The organism is Allokutzneria sp. A3M-2-11 16 (genome assembly GCF_024213555.1).
In the GTDB taxonomy this organism is placed as follows: Bacteria; Actinomycetota; Actinomycetes; order Mycobacteriales; family Pseudonocardiaceae; genus Allokutzneria.
On sequence record NZ_JANAVO010000008.1, the window covers coordinates 95,390 to 121,134 of the forward strand.

24 protein-coding genes are annotated in these 25,745 nt (G+C 70.3%); 20 read left to right on the plus strand and 4 right to left on the minus strand.

Annotation, left to right across the window (positions count from 1 at the left end; all coding sequences use genetic code 11):
• The first annotated feature begins 43 nt into the window (after positions 1-43).
• The 15 genes from NLX83_RS30450 (at position 44) to NLX83_RS30520 (ending at position 16,266) form a co-directional block, all read left to right on the plus strand.
• Positions 44-628: a hypothetical protein gene (locus NLX83_RS30450; protein ID WP_254238664.1), complete on the plus strand. Its 585-nt coding sequence runs from the start codon at positions 44-46 to the stop codon at positions 626-628.
• Complete coding sequence (locus NLX83_RS30455) at positions 625-1,296, plus strand: acVLRF1 family peptidyl-tRNA hydrolase (protein ID WP_254238665.1); 672 nt, start codon at positions 625-627, stop codon at positions 1,294-1,296. The genes NLX83_RS30450 and NLX83_RS30455 overlap by 4 nt, the downstream gene beginning before the upstream one ends.
• Positions 1,297-1,622: 326 nt before the next feature.
• The gene (gene aroB, locus NLX83_RS30460) at positions 1,623-2,762 is read left to right on the plus strand and encodes a 3-dehydroquinate synthase (RefSeq protein ID WP_254238666.1); all 1,140 of its coding nucleotides are present in this window, start codon (positions 1,623-1,625) and stop codon (positions 2,760-2,762) included.
• A complete protein-coding gene (locus tag NLX83_RS30465) occupies positions 2,750-4,585 on the plus strand; it encodes a radical SAM protein (RefSeq protein WP_254238667.1) in 1,836 nt (611 codons plus the stop codon). The genes aroB and NLX83_RS30465 overlap by 13 nt, the downstream gene beginning before the upstream one ends.
• On the plus strand, positions 4,582-5,871 hold the full coding sequence (locus NLX83_RS30470; protein ID WP_254238668.1) for an aspartate aminotransferase family protein: 1,290 nt from the start codon (positions 4,582-4,584) through the stop codon (positions 5,869-5,871). Before NLX83_RS30465 ends, NLX83_RS30470 begins: the two co-directional genes overlap by 4 nt.
• Positions 5,868-6,884: an ABC transporter ATP-binding protein gene (locus NLX83_RS30475; protein WP_254238669.1), complete on the plus strand. Its 1,017-nt coding sequence runs from the start codon at positions 5,868-5,870 to the stop codon at positions 6,882-6,884. The genes NLX83_RS30470 and NLX83_RS30475 overlap by 4 nt, the downstream gene beginning before the upstream one ends.
• Positions 6,881-7,690, plus strand: coding sequence for an ABC transporter permease (locus NLX83_RS30480; RefSeq protein ID WP_254238670.1), 810 nt, complete (start codon positions 6,881-6,883; stop codon positions 7,688-7,690). The genes NLX83_RS30475 and NLX83_RS30480 overlap by 4 nt, the downstream gene beginning before the upstream one ends.
• On the plus strand, positions 7,687-8,475 hold the full coding sequence (locus tag NLX83_RS30485) for an ABC transporter permease (RefSeq protein ID WP_254238671.1): 789 nt from the start codon (positions 7,687-7,689) through the stop codon (positions 8,473-8,475). The genes NLX83_RS30480 and NLX83_RS30485 overlap by 4 nt, the downstream gene beginning before the upstream one ends.
• A complete protein-coding gene (locus tag NLX83_RS30490; RefSeq protein ID WP_254238672.1) occupies positions 8,472-9,659 on the plus strand; it encodes a phosphotransferase in 1,188 nt (395 codons plus the stop codon). Before NLX83_RS30485 ends, NLX83_RS30490 begins: the two co-directional genes overlap by 4 nt.
• Positions 9,656-11,701 carry a glycosyltransferase gene (locus NLX83_RS30495; protein WP_254238673.1) on the plus strand — a complete coding sequence of 682 codons (2,046 nt, stop codon included), beginning with the start codon at positions 9,656-9,658 and terminating at the stop codon, positions 11,699-11,701. Before NLX83_RS30490 ends, NLX83_RS30495 begins: the two co-directional genes overlap by 4 nt.
• Entirely contained in the window at positions 11,694-12,593 is a 900-nt protein-coding gene (locus NLX83_RS30500) for a carbohydrate kinase family protein (protein WP_254238674.1), read from the plus strand. Before NLX83_RS30495 ends, NLX83_RS30500 begins: the two co-directional genes overlap by 8 nt.
• Positions 12,594-12,703: 110 nt before the next feature.
• Positions 12,704-14,179, plus strand: a complete 1,476-nt coding sequence (locus NLX83_RS30505) for a GMC family oxidoreductase (RefSeq protein WP_254238675.1) — start codon at positions 12,704-12,706, stop codon at positions 14,177-14,179.
• Positions 14,176-15,030: a TIGR03619 family F420-dependent LLM class oxidoreductase gene (locus tag NLX83_RS30510; protein ID WP_254238676.1), complete on the plus strand. Its 855-nt coding sequence runs from the start codon at positions 14,176-14,178 to the stop codon at positions 15,028-15,030. The genes NLX83_RS30505 and NLX83_RS30510 overlap by 4 nt, the downstream gene beginning before the upstream one ends.
• A gap of 29 nt (positions 15,031-15,059) precedes the next feature.
• On the plus strand, positions 15,060-15,935 hold the full coding sequence (locus NLX83_RS30515; protein WP_254238677.1) for a carbohydrate kinase family protein: 876 nt from the start codon (positions 15,060-15,062) through the stop codon (positions 15,933-15,935).
• Between the two features lie 136 nt (positions 15,936-16,071).
• Positions 16,072-16,266: a hypothetical protein gene (locus NLX83_RS30520; RefSeq protein ID WP_254238678.1), complete on the plus strand. Its 195-nt coding sequence runs from the start codon at positions 16,072-16,074 to the stop codon at positions 16,264-16,266.
• Positions 16,267-16,334: 68 nt separating this feature from the next.
• Here NLX83_RS30520 and NLX83_RS30525 read toward each other — a convergent pair whose 3' ends face one another.
• From NLX83_RS30525 to NLX83_RS30540, 4 genes are all read right to left on the minus strand, one after another.
• Positions 16,335-16,718 carry a peptidase inhibitor family I36 protein gene (locus NLX83_RS30525; protein ID WP_254238679.1) on the minus strand — a complete coding sequence of 128 codons (384 nt, stop codon included), beginning with the start codon at positions 16,716-16,718 and terminating at the stop codon, positions 16,335-16,337.
• Between the two features lie 131 nt (positions 16,719-16,849).
• Positions 16,850-17,926: a sugar phosphate nucleotidyltransferase gene (locus NLX83_RS30530; RefSeq protein ID WP_254238680.1), complete on the minus strand. Its 1,077-nt coding sequence runs from the start codon at positions 17,924-17,926 to the stop codon at positions 16,850-16,852.
• Positions 17,923-18,885: a sugar phosphate isomerase/epimerase family protein gene (locus tag NLX83_RS30535; RefSeq protein ID WP_254238681.1), complete on the minus strand. Its 963-nt coding sequence runs from the start codon at positions 18,883-18,885 to the stop codon at positions 17,923-17,925. The genes NLX83_RS30530 and NLX83_RS30535 overlap by 4 nt, the downstream gene beginning before the upstream one ends.
• Positions 18,885-19,841 (minus strand): BadF/BadG/BcrA/BcrD ATPase family protein, encoded by a 957-nt coding sequence (locus tag NLX83_RS30540; RefSeq protein ID WP_254238682.1) that lies wholly within the window; start codon positions 19,839-19,841, stop codon positions 18,885-18,887. Before NLX83_RS30540 ends, NLX83_RS30535 begins: the two co-directional genes overlap by 1 nt.
• A 131-nt stretch (positions 19,842-19,972) precedes the next feature.
• Between NLX83_RS30540 and NLX83_RS42080 the strand changes: the two genes are divergently transcribed.
• From NLX83_RS42080 to NLX83_RS30565, 5 genes are read left to right on the plus strand one after another with little or no spacing between them, the layout of a single operon-like run.
• Positions 19,973-21,127 carry an MFS transporter gene (locus NLX83_RS42080; protein WP_254238683.1) on the plus strand — a complete coding sequence of 385 codons (1,155 nt, stop codon included), beginning with the start codon at positions 19,973-19,975 and terminating at the stop codon, positions 21,125-21,127.
• A gap of 14 nt (positions 21,128-21,141) precedes the next feature.
• Positions 21,142-22,041: an SDR family oxidoreductase gene (locus NLX83_RS30550; protein ID WP_254238684.1), complete on the plus strand. Its 900-nt coding sequence runs from the start codon at positions 21,142-21,144 to the stop codon at positions 22,039-22,041.
• Complete coding sequence (locus tag NLX83_RS30555) at positions 22,038-23,477, plus strand: trehalose-6-phosphate synthase (protein ID WP_254238685.1); 1,440 nt, start codon at positions 22,038-22,040, stop codon at positions 23,475-23,477. Before NLX83_RS30550 ends, NLX83_RS30555 begins: the two co-directional genes overlap by 4 nt.
• Positions 23,470-24,726 carry an aspartate aminotransferase family protein gene (locus NLX83_RS30560; RefSeq protein ID WP_254238686.1) on the plus strand — a complete coding sequence of 419 codons (1,257 nt, stop codon included), beginning with the start codon at positions 23,470-23,472 and terminating at the stop codon, positions 24,724-24,726. The genes NLX83_RS30555 and NLX83_RS30560 overlap by 8 nt, the downstream gene beginning before the upstream one ends.
• Positions 24,723-25,724: an alcohol dehydrogenase catalytic domain-containing protein gene (locus tag NLX83_RS30565; protein WP_254238687.1), complete on the plus strand. Its 1,002-nt coding sequence runs from the start codon at positions 24,723-24,725 to the stop codon at positions 25,722-25,724. The genes NLX83_RS30560 and NLX83_RS30565 overlap by 4 nt, the downstream gene beginning before the upstream one ends.
• The last annotated feature ends 21 nt before the right edge of the window (positions 25,725-25,745 follow it).

Consider the following 25,745-nt stretch of genomic DNA (forward strand, 5'->3'; position numbering starts at 1 on the left):
GTGGGGCTGGGCTGAACCGCCCGGTGGCCCTACTCTCTTCGCCGTGACCAGCGTGCGGGATGGACTCGCGTTTCAACCGGGCGCGACCGAGGTGTTCGGTGAGGTCGCCGCCGCGGTGCTCGGGCCGGGCAGGCACCGCACGGTGGACCTGGTGGACCTGCTCGACGGCCTGGTCCCCGTCCCGGTCGACGTGGTGCGCTCCGGCGACGACCTGTTGCCGAGGCTCGCGCACGAGAACGCCCTCACCGGAGCGCTGACCAGGGCCTGCCGTTCGCTGACGCCGGGCGGGCTGCTCATCGCCGCCGTTCCGGAGCTGGACCGGCTCGGCCCGCTGCGGCCGACCGCGCCGCCGCCGAGGGTGACCGGCCAGGGGCCGGACCGCCAGGTCACCGTGCAGCTGTGGGACTGGGCCGACGACGGCTCCAGCTACGGCCTGGAGGTCGTGCAGCTGGTGCGCGGCCAGTCGGGCTGGGAGGTCGCCAGCTCCGTCTCCACCCGGCACCAGGTCCTGGGCGCCGAGGACATGGAGCGCGTGCTGGCCGAGGCGGGGTTCGTCGCGGTGCAACGCCTGGCCCCCAAGGACACCGGCCACCCGCTGCCGCTGTGGGTGGCGGCCGCACCTCGATGAGGGCCCGGGAGGTCGCGGGCGGCGGCCGCGCGGTGGAGGTCTCCCCGGAACGGCTCGCCGGGTGGTTCGAGCGCTTCGCGGCGCGGCACGAGGGCGCGGCCACCTCGGAACTGAGCGCGGACAAGGTGATCGTCACCGCGGGCGACGGCGCGCGGGCGGAGGTCGAGGTCGGCTTCGGCGGGCTGGACCTGCCCGAGCCGGTGCGCCGCGAGGGGCTGGCCGTGGCGGAGCTGCTGGAGCACGCGTCGCGACCGCGCCGGATCGCGCTGGTCCTGGTGCGCCTCGGCGGGCACAGCGTCGGCGTCGCGGAGAACGGCCGCGTCGTCTCCTCCAGCACCGACCGCAGGCAGGTGCACGGCAGGAACAAGGCGGGCGGCTGGTCGCAGCAGCGGTTCGCCCGGCGGCGCGAGGGGCAGGCCCGGCAGTCGCTGGCCGACGCCGCCGACACCGTGGCCCGGGTGCTGCTGCCGGAGCTGGGCTCGGTGGACGCCGTGGTGCTCGGCGGGGACCGGCAGGCGCTGGACGCGCTGCGCGCCGACCGGCGGCTGGGCGGGCTGTTCGCGAGGGCCGAGCCGAGGGTGCTCCCGGTCGCCGAACCGCGCAGGCGGGTGCTGGACGAGGCCGCGGAGTCGGCGCGTGCCGTGGAGATCGTCCTGTTTGACCGGTAGGTGCTTTGAGATCTCTACCGGTGGTCCTTCACCTTTTGCCCGAACGGCGATTGTCAATCGCGCATGAGAAACGCTTAAGCGCACAGCCCACGGTTGCCAAGATCATCGTGGGCCAAGTGGAGTAGTGGTGGGTGTAAGTCAATTGCCTGACCCCCCACCCGCGAGTTTCGTCATTATACGGAGCCGCCACGCGTTCCAGCCCGTCCGCTGGCACAAGAATGCGGAATCAACGGGCTTTGAGCGAACCTGAACAGTCATTACAACTGGGGGAGGGCGACTGGCCGAGTTGCGACGGGGTTGGGGGAGCGATGAGTTCGTATGTCCGCGTGTCCGAGAGGCTGACACTGCCACAGGACCCGGACGCGGCGGTGATCGGAACCGCCGATCGGCGTGACCGGTACCCGGTGCACGTCTGCCGCTCCGAGCGGGATGCGGTCGCCAGGTTGCTCGCCGAGCTCGACGGCAGGCGCGTCGCCGTGATCACCGACCACACCGTCGCCCGGCTGCACGGGGACGGGTTGGCGCGGCGGCTGCGCGCGGCCGGTGTGGACGTCTCGCTGACCTCCTTCCCCGCCGGTGAGGCCCACAAGAGCGTCGACACCGCGACCGGGCTGCTGGACTGGCTCGCCGGGACCAGGCTGGTGCGCCGGGACGTGGTGGTCGCGGTGGGCGGCGGGGTGGTGATCGACACCGTCGGATGGGTGGCCAGCGCCTACATGCGCGGGGTCCCCTACATCAACGTGCCGACCACGCTGCTCGCCGACGTCGACGCCGCGCTCGGCGGCAAGGTCGCCGTGGACCACCCCACCGCCAAGAACCTGATCGGCGCCTTCTACCAGCCCAAGGCCGTGGTCACCAACGTCGGCTACCTGGCGACGCTGGACCGGCGGCAGCTGCGCGCCGGGCTGGCCGAGGCGATCAAGAAGGGCGTCATCGCCTCCCCCGAGCTCTTCGAGCTGATCGAGCTCAAGCACACCGACATCCTGGCCGCCGATCCCGACACGCTGGCCCGGCTGGTGCACGGGGCCAGCGCCATCAAGTGCCGTCTGATCGCCAAGGACCCCTACGAGGAGGACCTGCGGCGGCCGCTGAACTTCGGCCACACCATCGGGCACGCGGTGGAGACGGTCACCGGCTACGGACCGGTGCTGCACGGCGAGGCGGTGGCCTTCGGCATGGCCTGCGCCGCGCGCATCGCCGAACGGCGCGGCCTGCTCAGCGTCAGCGCGCTGGACCGGATCATCGGCCTGCTGACCGCGGTGGGGCTGCCGACCACGCTCGCTGAGCTGCCCGCGCGGCTGGACGCGGAGCGCACGATCGCCGCGATGGGACAGATCCGCAAGATCCGCGACGGGCTGATCCGGTTCGTCCTACCCGTGGAACTGGGCGAGACGGTGATCGCCGACGACGTCACCGACGACGAGATCCGCTCGTCGCTGACCACCGACTGCCCTTGCCCACACTGATTCTGGAGGACGCGGTGGCGACCGCCCCCACCCGGTTCCGGCACGGCCGGCTGTACATCACCTTCCGGTGCAACGCGCGCTGCGGGTACTGCAACGTCTGGCAGGACCCGGTTTTCGACGGGCACCAGGAGCTGACCGCGGACGGGCTGCGCCGCTGCCTGGACGAACTGGCGGCGCTCGGTGTGTCCTATGTGGACATCACCGGTGGAGAACCCGCGCTGCACAAGGAGATGGTCGCCGCGGTCACCCACGCCCACTCGCTGGGCATGGCCGTGGACGTGACCACCAACGCGATCCGCTTCCCGCAGCAGGCGCGGGAGATCGTGCCGCTGGTGAGCACGATGAACATCTCCATCGACACCCTCGACGCCCAGCGCTACCACGACATCCGGGGCACGGACACGCTCGACCGCACGATCGAGCTGGTCGGCGCGCTGCGCTCGGACGGCGCGCGCAACCTGAAGCTGATCTGCGTGGTCTCCGGGCAGAACGTGGACGAGCTCGACGAGGTCGTCGCCTTCGCCCAGCGGCAGGACGTCCCGGTCTACCTCTCGCCGATGTTCAGCTACTTCTCCACGCAGAGCGAGGTGCGCCCGGCGGGCTCCATCAAGCAGCTGAAGCTGGCCGCGGTGAACGGGCGCTCGGCCGCCGCCGCCCCGGTGCAAACCTCGGTTCCGGCGTCCGTGCTGATCGAGCGGGTCGCCGAGAAGCGCTACAAACCGTCCACTGTGGTCAGTCTGGCGTTCCTGCACCACCTGCGGACGATGGACCCGACAACGGTGACCGCGTGCGGGGCGAACTCGCGCGTGCTCACCATCGGCCCGTCCGGGCAGGTGATGCTGCCGTGCTACCACGAGTGGGACGGCTCGATCGCCTGGGACCGGCCGTACCGGGAGATCGTCAACGACCCCGAGCTGATCCGCGTCCGCGACGAGGAGGTCGGCTCGCGGCCGGGCTGCCGCACCTGCGCGGTGTTCCCCTACCTCGGCCTGCCGATGAGCTACCGGTTCACCACGCCGTTCCTGGTGCAGGCGTTCTCCGAGGAGCTGATCAAGCTCAAGCGGTTCGCGGGCGCGCTCGCCCCCGAGCACGAGCAGCGGCTGCTGGAGCGCAGCGAGGCGTTGCTGGCCGATCTTGAAGCGCGCACCGCGTCGATGCGCCCGGGAACCCACCTCGACGAGCTGTACCACTTCGAAGCCGTGGGTGGCTTGGTGCGCACCGATTTCGGAGTGATCAGCGTGGCGGAGCTGCTGGCCGACCACTCGCACGACGACTGCTGGCGGGTGCACCGCAGTCCGCACCGCCTGGTTCGGCTGCTGTACTCGGAGACCCTGCCTGCTTTGGACGGATCTTCGTTGTGCGCCGAAGCATTGGACGTGCAGATCGACTGCTGGGAGGCCATGTGGTTCCGCGACGCGGAGGCGGCCGATCGCCTGGCGTCGTGGTGTTCCCGCGTTCTCTCGGTGTTGCCGTCGAATCGTGCGGCCGGTTTGCTGGCGTTGTTCTCCTCGCTCCCGGTCGCGGAGATCCCCTCCGTCGCCGGGCACGCGGACGAGCTGCTGGTGCGCAAGCTGCTCTCGCCCGCGCGCAGGGCTGAGGCGAGGGACCTGTTCTCGTCGCTTGAAGTGCCCACTGTGGACAGTGACGAGCCGGTCCCGACGCCGGAGGAAGCGCGCGCCGGTGCCCACCTCGCCCGCTTCGTCGCGGAGCTGTGCTGCGCGGACACCACGGCCCTTCGTCATGCCGTCCGCCGTTGGAAACTCGCCCACGATCCGGAGATCCCGGTGGAGCGCCACCTCCTGGAACTGGAACTGGCCGAGTGACCACGCGGGGGGAGCGGCACCTGGAGGGGGAGCGGGAGTTCGTCGCACTGGGGGCCAGCCAGGAGGCGGACCTCGGCCGCCGGGTCTTCGCGTACGGGCGCGGCTGCGTGCTGGTGGACGTCGACGGCCGCGAGTACGTCGACCTGGCCGCGGGGACGATGACGCAGTCCTTGGGGCACAGCCACCCCGAGGTCGTCGAGGCGGTCACCGCACAGGTCGGCGCGCTCACCAACGTGCACGACAACCCGACGCCGCAACGGCTCGACGCGGCGCGTGCGCTCGCCCGGCTGCTGCCGGAACACCTTGGTGCGATGGGGTTCTTCACCACCGGCACCGAGGTCGTCGAAGCAGCGCTGCGGGTCGCGCACGCCACCGCGGAGCCCGGCCGGACGCGAATTGCCGCACTGCGCCGGGGATTCCACGGCAAGACACGGGGTTCTCGTGCGGCGGTGCAGTGGGACATCGGTACCGAGCCACCCGGACCGACGTTGCTCGGGTACCCGGCGTACTGCTATCGGTGCCCGTTCGAACTGACCTATCCGGCCTGCGACATGCTGTGCGCACGGTTGACGGTGAAGCAAGCGATCGCGCGCCCGGACGTGGCCGCGTTGCTCGCCGAGCCGATCCAGGGCGCCGCCGGAGTGATCGTCCCGCCGCGCGAGTACTGGGAGGTGGTCGGCAAAGCGTGCGCCGACCACGGCGTGCTGCTGATCGCCGACGAGGTGCTCACCGGCGGCGGTCGCACGGGCGAGTTCCTTGCGTCACAACACTACGGGCTTGCACCCGACCTGGTGACCCTGGCGAAGGGCCTGGGCTCGGGGCACCCCGTCGCGGTGCTCGCGGGGCGACCGGACCTGCTCACCGAAGCCACGTGGGGCGCGGTGGGCGGCTACAGCAGCACCTTCGGCGGTGGTCCGGTCGGGCTCACCGCGGCGACGGCCACGCTCACCGTGCTGCACCGGGACGCACTGGTCGACAAGGTGCGCAAGCTCGGTCTGCTGCTGGCCGACGAACTGTCCACTGTGGCCGAACACCCGCTCGTCGGTGAGGTGCGGGGGCTCGGTCTGCTGCACGCGATCGAGCTGGTCGGTCCTGGGCGCGCGCCGAATCCCTCCGCTGTGGAACGGGTTTTCCAGCGCGCGCTCGACATGGGGGTGCGCGTCATGCCTGGGGGCTCGGTGCTGCGCATCGCCCCGCCGTTTCTCATCGAGCCCGACGAGCTGGTGGACGCGGTGCGCCGTCTCGGCCGCGCGATCGACCAGGTGTACCGGGAGGACGCCTCATGATCGAGGCACACGAACTCAGCAAGGTGTTCAAGGTCCGCAAGATGCGCCCCGGCCTGTGGGGCGCGGTGCGCGGGCTCGTCTCCGCCGACGTGGAGGAGGTGCGCGCGCTCGACGGGGTCAGCTTCTCCGTGCCCGCCGGTGAACGCACCGCGTACCTCGGCGTGAACGGCGCGGGCAAGTCCACCACGATCAAGGCGCTGGCCGGGGTGCTCACCCCGACCTCCGGGCACTGCCGGGTGGCCGGTCGGGACCCGCGCGCCGACCGCTACGCGCACGCGCGCACGATCGGCGTGGTGTTCGGCCACCGCACGCAGCTGTGGTGGGACCTGCCGGTCGAGGAGTCGTTCCGGATTCTGGCGCGACTGCACGACATGTCCAAAGAGGACGCTGCGCTCAACCGCAAGCTCTTCGACGAGGTGCTGGACCTCGGCGAGATCGCTCACCGTCCTGTTAGGACACTCAGCCTCGGCCAGCGGATGCGCGCCGAGGTCGCCGCGGCGCTGTTCCACAACCCGCGCGTGCTGCTGCTGGACGAGCCCACGATCGGACTGGACCTGCTGTTGAAGGAAGCGGTGCACGAGCTGGTCAACCGGGTCGTGGCCGACCGCGGCACCACGGTGCTGCTGACCAGTCACGACGTCGCGGACATCACCGCGATCTGCGAGCGCGTGGTCGTGGTCGACTCCGGGCGTGACGTGTACACCGGCGACCTGGACGACCTCCTGCGCCAGGCACCGACGCGGACCGTGCGCTTGGACTACTCCGGTGACATCTCTCCTGAATCGCTCGTTTCGCATGTACGGCACTACATCGGTTTGGTTCAGGTCGAAATCGTGGGACGGCGGCGGATCAAGGTGGAGGGCCCGCCGGATCTCGCGACACCGCAGGCGGTGCTGAACGCGGTCTCGGGCTTGGTCACGGTGACGGACTTGGTGGCGCCGGAACCCACGCTCGGCGAAGTGCTGCGCGCTCTGTACGTCCGTACCGCCGAGCCCGCTCGTGGTGCACGGTGACGACGCTTCGCGTGCAGGCGCGCGGCTACGGGGCGATTCTCGGAGCTGGTTGGCGGACTGCACTCGCGTATCGCGGCGCGCTGATGCTGACCGCGCTGACGACGGCGCTCTCCCTTGCCGTGCAGCTTTCGGTGTGGAACGCGGTATACGACGGTCGGTCGGGTATTCAGGGCTACGACGCGACGACGATGACCACGTATCTGCTCGCCGGGAACCTGTTGGCGGTGCTGCTGTCCAATCAGATCGACGACACGCTCTCCGGTGACATCTACCGCGGTGATCACGTGGTCGGGTTGTTGCGGCCGATCGGCTTCCTCGGCTCGCACGCGGCGGTCGCCTTGCCCTACCTGGCAGTGCGGCTGACCCTGGTTGTGTTGCCGCTGTTGGGTTTCGCGCTGGTCTTCGTTCCGCTCGCCACACCTACCGTTGCCGGGTTCACGTGGTTCGCGGTCTCAGCGGTGCTGGCCACCACACTGGGGATCTTGCTGAACCTGTTGGTGGGCTTGGCGGGTTTCATCACCACGAGCACGTGGGGCCTGCGGTATCTGAAAGGCACCGTGGTCGCGTTCTGCTCCGGCCAGCTCGTGCCGTTGGAGCTGATGCCCGCGGCGGTTCGCGGAGTGATGGAGTGGCTGCCGTTCGCGGCGATGGTGAACACACCCGTGCGCCTGCTCCTCGGCAGGCTCGAAGGGCTCGCGGCGCTGCACGCCGTTGGGGTGCAACTGTTGTGGGTCGGCCTGGGACTGCTGGTGTGCGTGTTCGCGTGGCGTGGCGCGTTGAAGCGGGGCGAGGTGAGCGGAGGATGAGGCGCTACCTCTCGTTGTCCCTGCTGCTGACCGGCGTGGGGCTGCGCCGGATCTTGGCTTACCGGTCGGACTTCTTCGTTGGGATCGGCGCGTTCGCGTTGCGCGTGGTCATGCACGCGTTGCTGCTCGGCGTGATCTACCAGTACGTCTCGGACATCGCGGGCTGGACGTTCGACGAGGCCCTGTTGCTGCTGGGCGTCGCGATGCTCGTGCGCGGGCTGGACCACGCGTTCACCGACCAGCTCTGGGAACTGGGCCGCAAGCTCGTGCAGCGCGGAGAACTGGTGCGCTACCTGGTCCGTCCGGTGCACCCGTTGTTCAGCCTGCTGTCGGAGCGGTTCTGCTACCCGGAGGGGATCGGCGAGGTCCTGGCCGGGCTCGCGGTGATCTTCTACGCGGCCGGTGGGCTCGAGCTGGACCTGGGCGCGGGCAGGATCGTCCTTTTCGGACTGTTGCTCCTCGTGGGCGCGCTGGTGTTCGCTGCGGTGAAGCTGCTGCTCGCGGCGCTCGCGTTCTGGACGACGACGAGCTTGCAGGTCATGACGGCGGTCTACGAGGTGGCCGACACCGCGCGCTACCCGCTGGACGTGTTCCCCGTGCCGATCCGGGTGGTGCTGACGAGCGTGATCCCGTTCGCGCTCACCGGCTTCGTGCCCGCGGACTACCTGCTGCACGGTGCCGGTGTGTTGACCTGGCTGGCTCCGGTGATCGCCGGAGTGCTGACCGCGCTGGCGCTGCTGGCGTGGTCCCGTGGGGTGCGCCGGTTCGAGGCGGTGGGCCCGTGAGCCTGCACGACGCGCTGCGACGAGCGCCCTGGTTCTCCCGCACCACCCTGGACCCGGACAGCCTCCGAGTGCTGGACGAGCTTGAGGTCGAGGGAACGACACTGCACTGGGTGGAGGTCCGAGGTGAGCACCGAACCGCGACCCTTGTCCTCGGGGACAACGACACCGCGTTGCTCCGGGCGATGCTGGCCCTGGCCGGGCGCGAGTCCTGGCCGACCAGGGCCGGGGGAGTCGTCCGATGGAGAGGGCCGGTGCGGCCCGGACTGCGGCTGGACGAGGTCCTGGACACCACCGCGACGAACGCGGTCGGGAGAGCCGCCGGCAACCTGGTGATCAAGGTTTACCGGATGCTCGGCGACGATCGCGGGGAACCGACGCTACTGTCCACAATGGACGGGTGTGACCTGCTGCCGAAACCATTGGGGTACTTGGAGTACGAGGGTCTGTCCAGCGGCTGCCTCGCCCTGATCACGCACGCTGTGGAAGGGGCTCCGCTCGACCGCGCGCTCCGGGCGGCCCTGCGGAGCGGGACGAGTCCGCCCAGCGCCCTCTTGCGCGCGGTTCGCGAGGCGCTCTCCGCCCTGCACGATCGGCTCGCCGACGGGGCGGACGCCAAGACGATGCCGTTGACCGATCGCCTGGCCGACCTGGAATGCCTGGTGAGCCAGGTGCGGAACACGCTGCCCCGCAGCGCTGAGCGTCGTCGCGAGCTGCTCGACCGGTGTGCTGCCTTCGCTTTGGAGGCGGATTACCCGGCTGGGCCACGCCATGGTGACCTGCACTTGGCGCACGTGTTGATCGACGACTCGCTCCGCGTCCGGTTCGTCGATCCAGACGGTCAGCCGGTGGAGGCCAGCAGTCCACTCGACGACTTCGCCGCGCTGTGCCGTGCGGTGGAGTGCTTCGCGGCGGACGAGGAGGTCGCGCGCACCGCCGGTGAACTGGGCGTGGACAAGTTCCGCTACGCCAGCGAGCTGCGCTCGGCACCCGGTGCGGAGTGGGCCGCGGAGGTCAACCGCGAACTGACCGCGGGCATCGAGCCGAGCGCGCTCGCTGTGCCGTATCTGCTGCGCACCTTGCACGAGTTGCGCTATCACGGTGAGCGTGCGGGTGATCCCGACGCGGACTACTACGCCGATCTGATGTGGGCTTCACTCGCTGATTTCCTGAAGGGGACCTTGTGAACGTCGTTGAGTGCCACTATGAGTTCGGTGGGTTCGACCACCGGCTCGTCAAGGGTGGCATCTCCGTCTACCTGTGGAACCTGAGCCAGGCGCTGTCCGCGCGCGGTGTCGGGGTGAGCGGTCTGACGGCGGCGCACGGTGCCTTACCCCTGCTGCGTCAGGACTACGACGTCACCGACCTGGACTACGTGGACGACCTGACCGTCGACGTGCCGCTGGACCCGTTGGTGTGGAAGGACTTCGGCGAGTCGGCGAAGATCTCCGCCCGGATCACCGCGCACCGGGTCAGCGTGCGCGGCGTCGACGTGGTGGTCCTCGCGGGCGGAATCCTTGACGCCTACCCGGAAACGTTCTACCCGCCGTACGAGACCAAGGGCCGCGACCTGGCCTTCCTCAAACCGCTGGTCTTCCAGCTCGCGGCGACCCGGTACCTGGTCCGCACGATGGCTCCGCGCACGGTTGTGCACCTGCACGAGCCGTACTACCACTATCTGATGCCGCAGCCACTCCGTGCCGCCGGTGCCGAGGTCGTGTGCACCGTGCAGAGCAACATGCCGGTGAACAAGAAGGTCTACGGCCGCGAGGTCCGGGAGCTGGTGTCGTTCCTGGGCGGTGACGCGTCGGCCGCGGACGGCCTGGAGGACCCGCCGCTGGACAGCGCGGTGGAGCGGGAGATGCGGGCCTACCTGCCGACGACCCACCTGTACAACGAGTACCCCGAACGTCCGGGCCACGACTACGTCAGCGGGCTCGCGCTGGTGGCGAGGACCGCTTCCGCGCTGGACTTCCTCTCGCCCGGCCAGCTCGAACACGTTGTGACCCAAGGGGACACGCCAGCCGAGGCGCTCTTCCAGTGCTTGGCCGTGCGGCGGGAACTGCGGGCGGCGGCGGACAAGCTCGTGGTCGGCGGGTGCGCGGTCGGCAGCACGTGGCGCGAGGCCGATCGATCCACAGTGGACAGAGCGGCCGTGCTGCGGCGCCGGGGACTCGACCCCGCGCTGCCGACGATCTTCCACAACGCGCGGTACGCGATCCACCACAAGGGACAGCGGGAGCTCGCGCGGGCGCTGCGCGAACTGCTCGACGAGGGGCTGCGGTTCAACGCGGTGCTGCACGTCCTGTCACCGTCCCCTATGGACGATCCGGAGCTGAACCCGCTCGCGGCGGCGCATCCCGACGTGGTGTGGCTCGAAACCGGGCCGATGCCCGAGCCGGAGCTCATCGAGCTGGCGTGCGCGTCGGAGCTCTGCCTGTTCCCGTCGAAGTTCGAGATGGACACGTTCCTGCTGGCGATGGGCGAGGCGATGGCCTGCGGGGCCGTCCCGGTGGCGACCGCGCAACGCGGCATGGAGCACTTCGAACACGTACTCGGTACCACCGGGGCCTCAGTACCACGTTCCTTCCGTGCGGACGACCGGGCGCTGGTCGACGAGATCAAGTCCCAGCTGCGCCGTTTGCTGGCCATGGAGCTGGATTCGCTCCGCGCCAACGCCGTCCGGGTCGCGCGCTCGTTCACCTGGGAGAAGGTGGCGGCCGACTTCCACGCGATCTTCGACTCGACACTCCACAGTGGACTCTCGGCGGACCCGGTGGCGTTGCTGCGCCGGGGCTGGGGCGATCTGCTGGACGACGAGGCGCTGGCCCGGCACGCCGTCGAAGCTCGCGACCAGGCGCTGAGCACCGGCGACGTCGAGCTGGCGCGGAGGTTGGGGATCGCCGACGACCGGGCCCTGTTCGAGGCCGCTCGGGAGCGCGGTGACGTCGCGGGTTGCGCGCTTTTCCCGGAGTACGAAACCGAACTGGCCTCGCGTGGCTCCGTCGTCGACGAGATCGGACAGTGGCGCGTGAGCTACCGCTTCGGTCCCGTCCGCACCGCCGACCTCGTGCGGGAAGGCAGGGCGTGGCCGCTCTACCCCACCGGGGACGGCGGGTTCGGCGGTACGGTGCCCGCGTCGGCGGAGCGATCGGCGGTGCTGCTGCTGACGTTGACCAACGGCAGGGTCGTGTGGGACGAACTAGAGGTGAAGGAGACCAATGTCTGAGCTGGACGTCCTCGTGGTCGGCGGGGTCGGGGTGGACACGATCGTGCGAGTGCCGGAGCTGCCGCTGCCGATGCGGGACTCGATCATGGTGCCGCCGATCGAGCAGTACCTGGCGCACACCGGCAACGGCGTCGCGCTCGGCTGCCACCACCTCGGGCTGCGCACCCACTTCGCCGACGTGATCGGCGAGGACGCCGAGGGCGCGAAGGTGCTGGAGAACTACGCCTCGGTCGGGCTCTCCTTCGCGCACGTCACGCATGCCAGCGGCACCAGGCGCAGCGTGAACCTGGTGGACAGGCAGGGGAACCGGCTCTCGCTCTACGACGGCAGGCACCCGTTCGAGATGGAGGTCGACCCGTCGCTGTACCGCCCGGCGATCGCCCGCACCCGGCACGTGCACGTCTCGATCATGAACTGGGCCCGGCACGCGCTGGCCGACGCGGTCGCGGCCGGTGTCACCACGTCGACCGACCTGCACGACTGGGACGGGAAGAACGACTACCACCAGGACTTCGCGTACGGCGCGGACCTGGTGTTCGTGTCGACCTCCGCGCTCGGTGACCGGGTCGAGGAGGTCACCTCGGACATCCTCGACCGCGGCCGGGCGCGCGCCGTGATCGCGATGGCCGGTGGCGAAGGCAGCTACCTCCACCTGCCGGACCGGCCGCTCAAGCACGTGCCGCCGGTGCCGCTCGCGCCGGAGGAGGTCGTGGACACCAACGGCGCCGGTGACAGCTACGTGGCGGGTTTCCTCTACGCGCACCTGGCCGGTCGATCGTGGGACGAGGCGGTGCGCGCGGGTTCACTCGCCGGAGCGCACGCCGTCCGCACCGCGGGCACCCACACGTCGTTCATCACCGCCGCCGACCTCGACATGGCGCTCACCACCTGACCCCGCACCAACGCCGCATTTGGGGCGTTAGATTCCCTGAACGGGTCGTTCAGGGAATCCAACGCCCGAACGACCCGTTCAGGGCACAACGACTGGGGAATCTCGTGCATGTGGATGTCTTGATCGTCGGCGGGGGTGGGGCGGGCTGCGTGCTGGCCGCCCGGCTCAGCGAGGACGAGCGGATCACCGTGGGGCTTCTCGAAGCCGGGCCGGACTACGGTCCCTTCGACCCGCGGCGCTGGCCCGCCGAACTGCTCAACGCCCGTTCCGCCGCGCGTGGGCACGACTGGGACCTCGAAGCCCCGCCGTGTTGCGCGCGGGCCAGGGTGATCGGTGGTTCCTCGGCGCACAACGGTTGCTGGGCAACGCTCGGCGCGCCCGCGGACTACGACGCGTGGAGCAAGTACTCCGACGGAGCCTGGGACTACTCGCAGCTTCGCCCGTACCTGAAGAGCGCGATCGAGACGCTGCGCGTGCGGCCGGTGCCGGAGGAGGACCAGACTCGTTGGCACCACGCGGTCATCGACGCCGCGGGTGAGCTGGGCATGCCGTTCCTCGACGACATCAACGCCGAGGACGCCCGCGAGGGCATCGGCTGGGTGCCGCTCAACGCGGTCGGAGCGACCCGCTGGCACACCGGCTTCGCTTACCTCGACCCGGCGCGCGGGCGGCCGAACCTGAAGATCCTGCCGGACTCGCTCGCGGCTCGCCTGATCATCGAGGGCGACCGCGCGACCGGCGTCGTCGCTGTCCGGGACGGCAAGGAATACACCGTCACGGCCGACCACGTGGTCCTCGCGTCGGGTACCTACGGCACCCCGCCTTTGTTGATGCGCAGCGGAATCGGGCCGGAGCACGTGCTCACCGAGCTCGGCGCGCCGGTCACGCTGCGGCTGGACGGAGTGGGGGAGAACCTGGTCGACCACAGCTCCCTCGGCCTCATGCTCGACCCGCTGGACACGCTCGCCGGGGAGATGCCCAACGCGGCGGAGTCCTACTTCGCGCAGACCGTGGTGAAGGCGCGCTCCAGCGAGTCCGACGAGTTCTGGGACATCCACATCGTGCCGTCGGCGGGCCCCGCCGAGGACGCGCAGGGCTTCTACACCGGCCCGCTCTCGGCCGGGCTGTACGTGTTCGTGATGTCGCCGCGCTCCAGGGGAACCGTGCGCGCGGCCTCGCTCGACCCGGCCGCCTCGCCCAAGATCGACCACGGCTTCTTCACCGACGCCGAGGGCTACGACACGAAGATCATCCTTGAGGGCGTCGAGCTGGCCCACGACTTCGCCCGCACCCAGCGGCTCGCCGGGCTGACGGGGCTGACCCCGTGGGCGGAGAAGGAACGCGAGCAGACCTCGATCCTCGCCGCGGCCAGTGGTTACTGGCACCCGGTCGGCACCTGCGCGATGGGGCCCGCGGACGACCCGATGGCGGTCGCGGGCGGAGACGGCAAGGTGCACGGTCTGTCCAATGTGTACATCGGAGACGCCTCCCTGATGCCGGTCATCCCCCGGGCGAACACCCACCTCACGACGGTGGCCGTCGCGGACCGACTGTCCGCGCTGCTGCTGGAAGGAGCACTGCGATGAGGATCGGGCTGCTCTCGCCGAGCATGCCGCCGTTCACCGACCCGGAGGCGGCGAAGACCCTGGCGCGGCTCGCCGACACGCACGGCGTCGACTCGCTGTGGGTGCCGGAACACGTTGTGCTGCCGGAGAACTACACGACGCGCTACCCGTACTCCGATGACGGGCGCATGCCGGTGGCCGCCGACTGGCCGTACCCGGATCCGTTGGCGTGGCTGAGCTTCGTCGCCGGAGTGACGTCGTCGGTTCGTCTGGTCACCGGAATGCTGGTTCTGCCGCAACGCAACCCGGTGGTGCTGGCCAAGGAGACGGCGACGATCGACCACCTCTCCGGCGGGCGGCTCGAACTGGGACTGGGCCTCGGTTGGTTCCGGGAGGAGTTCGCCGCGGTCGGCGTGGACTTCGCGGACCGGGCCGCGCGGTTCGAGGAGTACGTCGGTGTGCTGCGGGCTCTGTGGAGCGGCGACGAGACCTTCTCCGGCGCCTACCACTCGTTCGCCGCGGCGCGCTGCTACCCGAAGCCCGCCGGTTCGATCCCGCTGATCATGGGCGGTCACAGCGTCGCCGCCGCGCGACGGGCCGGTCGGCTGGCGGACGGTTTCTTCCCCGCGGTGGGTGATCCGGTTCCCCTGTTCGAGGAGTGCCGCGCCGCGGCGGCCGAGGCGGGCCGCGACCCCTCGTCGATCGACCTGATCGCCGAGGCGTCGCCGGTGACGCCGGAGCGCGTGGAACAGTTGCGCGCCATCGGGGTCACGCGCGTGCTGGTCTACCCGCCGCAGGTCCCGCTCGACGAGCTGCCCGACGCGTTCGAGGCGTTCGCCGCGGACTTCCTCCGGCAGGTCCGGGACCTGTAGCCGCACCGCCATCGTGGGATGATCACCGGGTGGCGGAACTGGACGTGGTCGTGGTCGGCGGGGTCGGTGTGGACACGATCGTGCGAGTGGGCGATCTGCCCCTGCCGGTCGAGGACACCATCAAGGTCCCGCCGATCCGCCGCTACGTCGGGCACACCGGCAACGGCGTCGCGATGGGCTGCCACGCCCTCGGGCTGCGCACGCACTTCGCCGACGTGATCGGCGACGACCCCGATGGCGCTCTCGTCCTGGAGCACTACCGCCGCGTCGGGCTGCCGTTCTCCCACCACGTTCACCCCAGTGGCACCCGCTGTGCCGTGAACCTCGTCGATCGCAACGGCCAACGGACCTCGCTCTACGACGGCCGCCACCCCGACGGCATGACCGTCGACCCGTCGCTGTACCGGCCCCTGTTGCGCCGGACCCGGCACGTGCACGTGTCCATTGTGGACTGGGCTCGGGATGCGCTGGCCGCCACCGAGGGGGTGTCGACGTCGACCGACCTGCACAACTGGGACGGGGTGAGCGAGTTCCGGCAGGACTTCGCCTACGGGGCCGATCTGGTCTTCTTGTCAGCGGGGAAGCTCGGCGACCGAATGCCCGCCGTCGTCGACGACATCTTTCGCCGCGGGCGCGCGAAAGTGGTCGTGGTGATGGACGGAGGGCGGGGGAGCCACCTGTGCTTGCCTGATTCTGCTCCGCTTCATGTTCCTCCTGTCCCGGTGGAGTGCGTTGTCGACACCAATGGGGCTGGGGACAGCTATGTGGCCGGGTTCTTGTACGCGTTTCTGATGGGGCGCGAGTGGGGGGCGTGTGCTCGTGCTGGGGCGGCGGCGGGTGCGCACGCGGTTCGTTCCGCTGGGACGCACACGTCGTTCATTTCGGCTGCTGAGTTGGGGTTGTGAGGCCAGTCCCTGTTTTCCGTGACAGCCGGAACCGCGAGGCGCGGGAACCTGCTTGCCGGGCCGTGCGTCCACCCCTTGTCCGACCTGAACTCCACCGTAGGGGAAATCCGTGGCAAGAGTGGGAAAGTCTCTTCTCGTGGGCGCTGCCGTCGCCGGGCTTCTCGCGGGAACTCCGCTGAGCGCGTTCGCCGGTCCCACCAATGAGTGGTTCAAGACCAAGTCGGCGTGCGAGAAGCGGGCCGCCGAGATCCGCGACACCGCGAACGGCGCCTGGTGCGAGTACAAGAAGGGGAAGCCCCGCCCCTGGCGCCTCTACATCTCCGGCAGCTGATCGGCACACCGTGAAGCACTCGGCGGCGGCTGGATTCCCGGCCGCCGCCGAGTGCTTTCGCCGTCAGGTCAACAGGAGATCCGGTAGCTCTCCGCGTCGTCGTTGGCGTTGACCCCGTCACGATCCTTGAGTGTCTTCAGATTGCGGATCTCCGACTTGCGGCGAATGGTCCACTGGCGCGTGCTCGACCCTGGGCTGTCGTTGTTGTAGAGCGTGATCGTGCACGCCGAGTAGTTCACGACCGAGCTGATCTCGTTGTCGCCGTTCCAGCCACCGATGCCGTAGTCGCCGGTCACGCCCACCTGGTGGACGTAGCGGCTACCGGACCACGTGGGGTCCTCCCACATGCACACGTGGTCCTGCGCGCAGTCGACGGCCGCGGCTACGGCGGGAGTGGCGCCGGTGAACGTCAACAGAGCGGCGGAACCGAGAACGTGAATCGACTTGAGCATTGTGGATGTCGCTCCGTGGAATAGCGGAATACGGGCGCTCAACAGGATATCCGGTAGCTCTCCGCGTCGTTGGCGTCGACCCCGCTGGCGTCCCGGAGATCCTTCAGGTTCTCACCGTCCCGATCACGGGCTCACAAAGCGAGACCGTCTCGGTCGGAGCGCAGGTGCTCATCGGCCAGGACGATGCTGTCGCGCACGGTGACCCCGGCGGGGACGACTGCGCCCGGGAGCACGACCGAACGCAGGACCTTGGCACCCGGTTCGATCACGCAGCCGGGGTGCAGGACGCTGGACTCCACCACCGCGCCCGGCGGGACCGGAGCGCCGGACAGAGTGTCCACATCGGACAGATAGGTCGGTGCGGAAGGGGACAGGGTGCGGGGGAGCAGGGCGGGGTCCATGGCGCCGGACAACAGCTTCAGCTGCTCGGAGTGGTAGCGGTCCACGGTCCCGATATCGGCCCAGTAGCCCTCGATCGGGAACGCCGTCACGGGACGGCCCTGGCGGATCATCTCGGGCAGGACGTCGCGGCTGATGTCGTGCTGCCAACCGTCCTCGCCGCGCGCGACCAGATCGGAGAGCACCTCCTGGAGCGCGTCGATGCGGAACAGGCAGAAGGCGGTGAAGATCAGATCGGAGGTCGGGTTCTGCGGTTTCTCCACCAGGGCGCGGACGCGCAGGTCGGAGTCCACGTCGACCATGCCGAACAGCTTCACGTACTTCAGCTCGATGCGCTGCACTCCGATGGTGCAGTGCGCGCCGGACGCGCGGTGCGCGGCGACCATCGGCGCGTAGTCGAACAGGTAGACGTGATCAGCGTGCTGCACAAGGACATCCGAAGCACCCGGTGCGAACAGGTACTCGGCGTTGGACAGCAGCGCGTCGGCCGTACCCCGCTCGGCGGGTCGTTCCGGGAGCATGTCGAAGTCGGAGGTCCGCACCCAGGAGTCGTGCGGTCCGAAGTGGACACGGGTCGGCGAGGAGTCCCAGTGCTCCAACAGATGGCGGACCAGATCGGCCTCGCGGTGCAGCGACAGCAGCACCACCTCGGGCATGCCCGAGCGCACGGAGTTGATCATGCTGAAGTCCACCAGGCGGCACGAGGCCGCATACGGCACAAGGGGTTTGCACACCCGGGAGGTCAGCGGGCCCATCCGTTCCCCGAGGCCGCCCGCGAGCAGTCCCGCGCGCACACCGTCGAGGCTCACCAGGTCCTCCCCTGCGCTCCCGCCGAGGGCAGCAGCCGCCGCAGCACCGCGAGCGAGTTCGTCGCCCCCTGATCGGTCGGCAGCAACGCGTCCTCGTGCTCCACGTAGATCACTCCCCGGTAGTCCTCGTCGAGCAGCGCCGCCACGATCTCGGCCCACGGCAGCGAACCGGAACCCAGGGCGCGGAAGCGGATCGCCGGGCCGGGGCCGTAGCGCGACCACCCGGCGCCACGCGGCTCGAACGGCTCCTGCCAGACCTGGAGGTCCTTCGCGTGCACGGCCGCCAGATCGGCTCCCCAGCCGCGCACCGCGTTCACCGGGTCGTGCCCGACCGCCGCGAGGTTCGCCGGATCGACGCAGAGGCCGACACTCTCGGCTACGGCGAGCAACGCGCGTGCGCTCGCCGGATCGTAGGCCACCTGCTTCGGATGTGGCTCAACCACAACGCGAACGCCCAACTCCGATGCAAGCTCCAACGCGGGCTTCGCCGCGGAGCACCACGCCTGCACGTTGTCCGCCCAGCTGACATCGCTGCCCCACCAGGACAACCACCGGCCCAGATCGGGCACTCCGAGCATGAGCCGCACCAACGGCGCGCCGAGCCCGGCAGCGAGCCGCACCGTGCCGAGCGCCGCGCGCATCCCGTACTCGCGCTTCTCCTCGGCGGTCCCCGCGAGCACCGGATCGGTGTGCGGGCCGTGCGGGCCGAGCACGAGCTGGGTGTCCCTGCTGTTGCTCACACAACCGACACGGATGTGCGCCGAATCAAGGGCCGCGCGCAGTTCCGCGTGATGCGCGGGATCGTCGAGCCGTTGCGGGTCGACGAGCTTGAACGTGCTGTCGGTTGGCAGATCCACCACGTCCACCCCGGCCTGTCCCGCGGAGCGCAACGCCCCGTCGAGCCCGGCGGGCGCGAACGCCGCCAAGCACAGGCCCAGCCGGATCGGTCCATGAGCCATCAGCCGTTCCCTCCCAAAGATCGCGTCCACGCCCACCCGTTCAACGAGGCCGGGACCGCAGAGCCGTACGAGCGCAACGATGCCAGCACCATCGCGGTCGGATCGGTCACCAGCGTGGGCTCATCCGCGCCCAGCTCGTCGACGAGGCGAGCGCCCAGTTCCTTGGCGTACTCAGGACAGCCCTGGAACACGCCCCCGGTCAACGTCGCCGACCACGATCCCGTGAGGCTCGCGCGATCACGTGCCGCGCGCACTCCGTCGACCATGTCCGTCAACGCCCCGGTCACGACCTCGCCCGCGACCGCGTCGCCGTCCAGCCAACACCGGCAGACCACCGAAGACAATGCGGCGACAGTGGATTTGGGGAACGCCTCGGCCGCGAGCGAGCGCGCGAGGTCCTGAACGGACGTGCCGCCGAACGCCGTGCTCAGCGCCGTCGCCGGACCACGCCCGTCCGTACCGCGGACACCTGCCCGTAGGCCGGAAAGGCCGATGGCGAAAGCACTTCCCTCATCGCTGCCCAGGTACTCGCAGCCGCCGACGGAGATCGGCTCCCGCTCCCCGTCACTGGCGATGAACCCGGAGCCGGTCCCGCACACCACGGCCACACCGCGCCCGCGCAACGGCGGCGCCACCAGCAGCGGAACGATGTCGCGGGAGATCACCACGGTCCCGGTCAGCCCGGCCTCGCGGGCTAGCCGGGTCAACCGGTCCAGCTCGCGTTCGGGTGCGTTCGCGTCCACCGTTCCCGCGTCCACAGTCGCGGTGGCCAGCCACCCGGTTGTCATCCGATCGCCGGACGCCGAGCAGATCGCCCGGAACAGCTCCCGCAGGTCGTCGTCGGCCGCCCTGGCCCCCACCGACGCCGGGTTGACCGAGCCCCGCCGCCAGCGGGTTCCGTTCTCCAGCAGGGCGGTTGTGCTGCTGCCGCCCGCGTCGATCGCCCAGTAGGTCACCGCACCCCCGCACCATCCCGATCTCTGCCCGGACAACGCTACCGGAGGTGCGGGCCCGGCCCGGCCATCGTTTGCGCAGTATCGTGGAGCGAGCTGGATCACATGAGTGGGACCCGTGAGACGGAGTGTTTGTGCGGCAAGGGAACGGAGTCTTCGGACTCCTCGCGGTGGCCGCGAGCTGGGGCTTGTTCTGGGGCGGCTGGGCCGCGCTCATCCCGGAGATCAAGGCCGATCTCGTGCTGACCGACCAGCAGTTGGGACTGGCGCTGTTCGCCGTCCCGGTCGCGGCGGTGCCGTCGATGGTGCTGACCGGCAGACTGGCGCAGCGCCTCGCCCAGCACACGCTCCCGGTGGTGACCGGCGTCTTCGCCCTAGGCGTGCTGCTGGTGGGCCTGTCCGGGTCGCAGCTGGCCTTCACCGCGTCGCTGCTGCTCGTCGGCGCGGCCAGCGGAGCCATCGAGGTCGCGCTCAACGCCACCATGGCCGCGCGCGAGGCCCGCGACGGTGAGCGACTGTTCAACAAGGTCCACGCGGCGACCCCGCTGGCCATGGTGGTGGCGGCGCCGTGCGTCGGCCTGGCCAGGCAGTTGGGTGCCTCGTCGCTGGCAGTGCTCGTCGTGATCGCCGTGCTGGTCGGGCTCAGCGCGATCATGGCGATCGATCCGGCGGGCTGGAGAGAGAAGGCCGGGCACACGGGTTCGCAGGCCGGTCCCCGGCAGTTCTACACGCCGTTGCTGCTGGTGGGTGCCGTCGCCGCGATGGTGCTGCTGATGGAGAACGCGGTCGAGCAGTGGGGCGCGATCCACCTGGAGCAGGAACTGGCCGCGGGGCCGCTGCTGGCGAGCTTCGGCCCGGCGGCGTACATGGCCGGGCTGTCCGCGGGACGGCTGCTGGCGCAGTGGCAGGGCGCGGCGCTCGGCGACCGCACGCTGGTGATCTCCGGCGGAGCGCTGGGGCTGGTCGGGCTCGTCGTCGGCGCCGCGGCCTGGAGCCCGGCCACGACGCTGATCGGGTTCGCGGTCGCGGGCATCGGGCTGGCCCCGGTGGTGCCGACGCTGATGGGCGCGGTGGGCCGGGCGGTCGCGCACGACCAGCGCTCCAAGGCGATCTCGCTGGTGACAACCGTCGGCTACGCGGGCTTTCTGTCGAGCCCGCCACTTGTGGGCACACTGGCGGGGTGGCTGGGCCTGCCGACGGTGCTGATGATCGTCGCGCTGTTCGGCCTCGTCGTCATGGCGGGCGCGGCGGCGTTGCGCCTGCTGCCGACACCGGCCCGCACCGCGTGACTGGGGGAGGATCTGTGGAACGCGTTCTGATCGTCGGGGCGGGCTACCTCGCCGGGCACATCGGCCAGCGGTTGCGGGCACTGGGGCACACGGCGGTGCTCAGCTCGCGGCGGCGCCCCGCGACGCCGGAGGCCCGGGACCTGGGCTGGCTGCCGGTGGACGTGTCCGCGCCGGAGACGATCCGCGCCGCGCTCGCGGAGGCGGAGCCGGACTCGGTCGTCACCGTGCACGGGCCCTCGGACATCACCTGGTGCGAGGCGAACCCCGCCGGGGCCATGGCAGCGCACCAGGGCGGCGCGCTGCACCTCGCGGAGGCGCTCGGCGGGCGGCGGGCGCTGATGATCTCCACCGACAACGTCTTCCCCGGCCGCCGGGACAGCTGCGCGGAGTCCGAGCCGGTCGAGCCCGCCAACGTCTACGGCCGGGTCAAGCTCGCCGCCGAGGACACGTTGCTGGCCACCGGGAACGCCGTCGCGCTGCGGGTCAGCCTGGTCTACGGCTGGGACCGGGCCGGGCTGCGGCCGAACTTCTTCACCACCTGCGCGCAGAAACTCGGTGCGGGACAACCGGTCGCGGTGCCGGGCGATCACTGGAACAGCCCGGTGCTCGTCGACGACGTGGCCGCGTGGGCGGCGGCGCTGCTGCACTCCGAGTACACCGGCGTCGTGCACCTCGGCGGTCCGCGCAGGCTGACCAGGGTGGAGTGGGCGCGGCACATCGCCACCGGCTACGGCGTGGACCCGGACCTGGTCAGCGCCGCGCCGCAGAGCAGCACCGCCTACGCCTGCCGCCCGCGCAACGCCTGCCTGCACAGCGAACGGGCCGCGGGCATCGCCGAACTGAAGGGCCTCGACCCTGTCGACGTTTTCGAGGCCAGCAGCACACTCATCGCTACAGGGGAGGATTCGCAGTGACCCATCTCTTCCTGGCCAGCAAGCGGGCCGCAGTCACCTACGCGCCGGACCCGGAGACGGGGGAGCTGCGCCCGTGGCTGGCGCCCGGCGGCACCGGCAACGTGGTCGCGGAGCAGGCCGGGGTGCTCAACGTGTCCTGGATCGCCAGCGCCGACACCGACGACGACCGCAGGGCGGCGCAGGAGAACCCCGACGGCCTGATGCTGAGCCTGCACTCCGGCCGCGAGATCAACGTCCGGCTGATCCAGCACGACCGCACGACCTTCGACGTGGTGCAGAACTTCCTGACCGCGGAACTGTTGTGGGCGGCCAACAACTACGGCTGGGACCGGTGGAGGACGCCGACCTTCGGCGCGGAGACCTACGAGGCGATGCGCCGCTTCGGCGAGTTCACCGACGACTTCGCCGACGCCATGCTGAAGAGCTCTGCGGGTGTGGACGACCCGGTGTACCTGGTGCACGACTACCAGCTCGTCGGTGTCCCGGCGAAGCTGCGCGCGCAGCGCCCCGACGCGCCGATCCTGCTGTTCGTGCACATCCCGTGGCCGTCGCCGGACTACTGGCGCATCCTGCCGAAGGAGATGCGCGTCAGGCTGCTCGAAGGCATGCTGCCCGCCACGACGATCGGTTTCTTCGCCGACCGCTGGACCCGCAACTTCCTCGACTGCGTCGCGGATCTCCTGCCCGAGGCGAATGTCGACCGCGAGTCCGGTGTAGTGCACTGGCGCGGACGGCGCACCCACGTGCGCACCATGCCGCTGGGCTACAGCCCGTTGACGCTGCACGGCCGCAACCCCCGGCTGCCGGAGGGCGTCGCGGAATGGGCGGGCGACGGCCAGCTCGTCGTCCACAGTGGACGGACCGATCCGATGAAGAACGCCGAGCGCGCGGTGCGGGCGTTCGTGCTCGCGGTGCGCTCCGACGAGCGGCTGCGCGGCGTGAAGATGCTGGTGCGGATGAACCCCAACCGGCTCTACGTGGAGGCCAACGCGGAGTACGTGCGCCGCGTCGAGGCCGCGGTCGCCGAGGCCAACGCCGAGCTGGGCGCGGACACCGTGCGCTCGCACTGCGACAACGAGGTCGACCACAGCGTCGCCTGCTTCCAGCGCGCCGACCTGCTCATGTTCAACTCCACAGTGGACGGTCAGAACCTGAGCACCTTCGAGGCCCCCTTGGTCAACGAGCGCAACGCACCGGTGATCCTGTCGGAGATGTGCGGGGCTGCCGAGGTGCTCGCGCCGGTGTGCGACACGGTCAACCCGTTCGACCTCGTCGAGCAGGCACAGGCCATTGTGGACGGTCTGACCGCGCCGGAGGAGGAGCGCGCGGAGGCGGCCAAGCGCCGTCGCGAGGTGGCCGAGCCGTGGACCCTGGAAGCGTGGGTGCGCATGCAGCTCGACGGCCTGACCGCCGATCACGAGGCCCGCGATGAGTGATCCCCACCTGGTGGCGCAGTACGCGATCGGCGACGCGAAGCTGGTCCGCGGCGAGGGCGTGCGGTCGTGGGACAGCGACGGCCGCGAGTACCTGGACTGCGTGTCCGGCACCTTCAACCTCATCCTGGGGCACAACCACCCCGAGGTGATGGCGGCGGTGCGGGAACAGACCGAGAGCCTGGTCTTCGCCAGCTCCTCGTTCCAGACCGAGCCGACCAACGTCGTCATGCAGGAGCTGGTCAAGATCAGCCCGGCCAACCTGACCAGGGTGAACCTACGCAGCTCCGGCGGCTCCACGGCGAACGAGGGCGCGATCAAGATCGCCCAGCTGCAGACCGGCAAGCGCGACGTGATCGTGCCGTTCCGCGGTCAGGTCGGCCAGTCCATGGCGGCGACCAGCTTCAACGGCAGCAGCCGGATGCGCGCCCCGTTCCCGTACCAGTTCCCCGGCGTCACGCACGTGCCGGACGCGTACTGCTACCGCTGCTTCTACGCGCAGAAACCCGACAGCTGCGCCAAGTTGTGCGTGGACCGGATCGCGGACTTCATCAGCTACGCCAGCTCCGGCAGCGTCGCGTGCGTGCTCATCGAGCCGATCAGCGGCGTGGGCGGCAACATCGTCCCGCCGCCCGGCTACTTCGAGGACCTGAAGTCCTTCTGCGAGGAACGGGACATCGTCCTGATCTTCGACGAGAACCAGACGTCCTTCGGCCGCACCGGGGAGATGTTCGCCGCGGACCACTTCGGCGTGCAGCCGCACATGATGACCGTCTCAAAAGGACTGACCGGCAGCGGCCTTCCCCTCGCGGCGATCCTCACCGAGGAGCGCATGTCGAACTTCGACCGCTCGCTGCACGGATTCACCTACGGCGGCCACACCCTGTCCTCCGCCGCGGCGGTCAAGACCCTGGAGATCGTGCAGCGGCCCGGTTTCCTGGAGAACGTGCGCGCCTCGGGCAAGGTGCTCATGGAGCGCCTGCTCGACCTCCAGAAGGACAACCCGGTGATCGGCGACGTGCGCGGGGTCGGGCTCATGCTCGGTGTCGAGCTGGTCGAACCGGACGGCGGCAAGGCGACGAAGAAGACCCACGAGTTCCAGCGCGCGCTGCACGACCGCGGCGCGATCACCCGGGTCTCCGAGCACGGCCTCGGCAACGTCATCGAGCTGCGGCCGCCGCTGGTACTGACGCCGGAGGACGCGCACCTCATCGCCGACCGCTTCGGCGAGGCGCTGGAAGTGGTGTCGTGAGGGTCGAACTCGGTCCGGGCGGCCCGGCGTTGGTCGACGCGGAACCGTTGCGCCCCAAGGGGGAGAACGCGGTCCTGGTGCGCGTCGAGCTGGCCGGGCTGTGCCGGTCGGACCTCAAGGAGGTGGCGGGCAACCGGCACGGCGTCAGCCAGTTCGGCCACGAACTGGTCGGCGTCGTCGAGGAGTCCACTGTGGACGGACTCGGGCCCGGCGACCGCGTCACCCTCGACCCGAACGTGCCGCTGGAGCGGGGGACCGGCTTCGCCACCTCGATGTGGGCGGCGGGCCCGGCCGGGAAGCTCCGCGCGGCGCTGCCCGTGGTGCCCGCCGACGTCGACGCCCGCCGCCTGATCTTCACCGAGCCGCTCGCCTGCGCGCAGCACTGCCTCGGCGCCGCGGCCCGGCACATCGGCGAAGACCTCGCGGGACAACGCGTCGGCGTCCTGGGTGCGGGGACCGCGGGCGCGCTGATCGCCGGGCTGGCGCACGCCCTCGGCGCGGAGGTCGTCCTGGGCAACCGCAGCCAGGACCGCACCGACTTCCTCCGCGACCGCGCGGTACTGGACGCCCCGATCGGTCCGCTGGAGGAGATGCCCTCTGACGGCCTGGACATCGCGATCGTGGCGACCAGCTTCGTGCTGCCCGAAGTGCTGCGCGAGGCGCTGCGCACGGTCGTGCCCGGTGGCCTGGTCCTGCTCTACGGCGGGACCGCGCCCGGCGACGCGCTACCCGGCCTGGACTGCGACCTCGACGGAGTGCGCCGCGGCGAACTGGTCACCTCGGCGTCCTGGGACGGCAAACCGGTGCGCGTCGGCGGGAGCTACGGCACGGTCCAGGACGACTTCGGCGCCGCGATCCGCGCCCTCGTCGAGCTGGACCCGTCGGCGCTGCCGGTCGAGCGGATGATCACCGAGGAGATCCCGCTGACCGCGCTGCCCGGCACCATTCGCACGCAGCTCGTGACGCGCCCCCTCGGCAAGACCCTCATCCACCCCTAGCGGGTGGTGTACGCGCCGCCG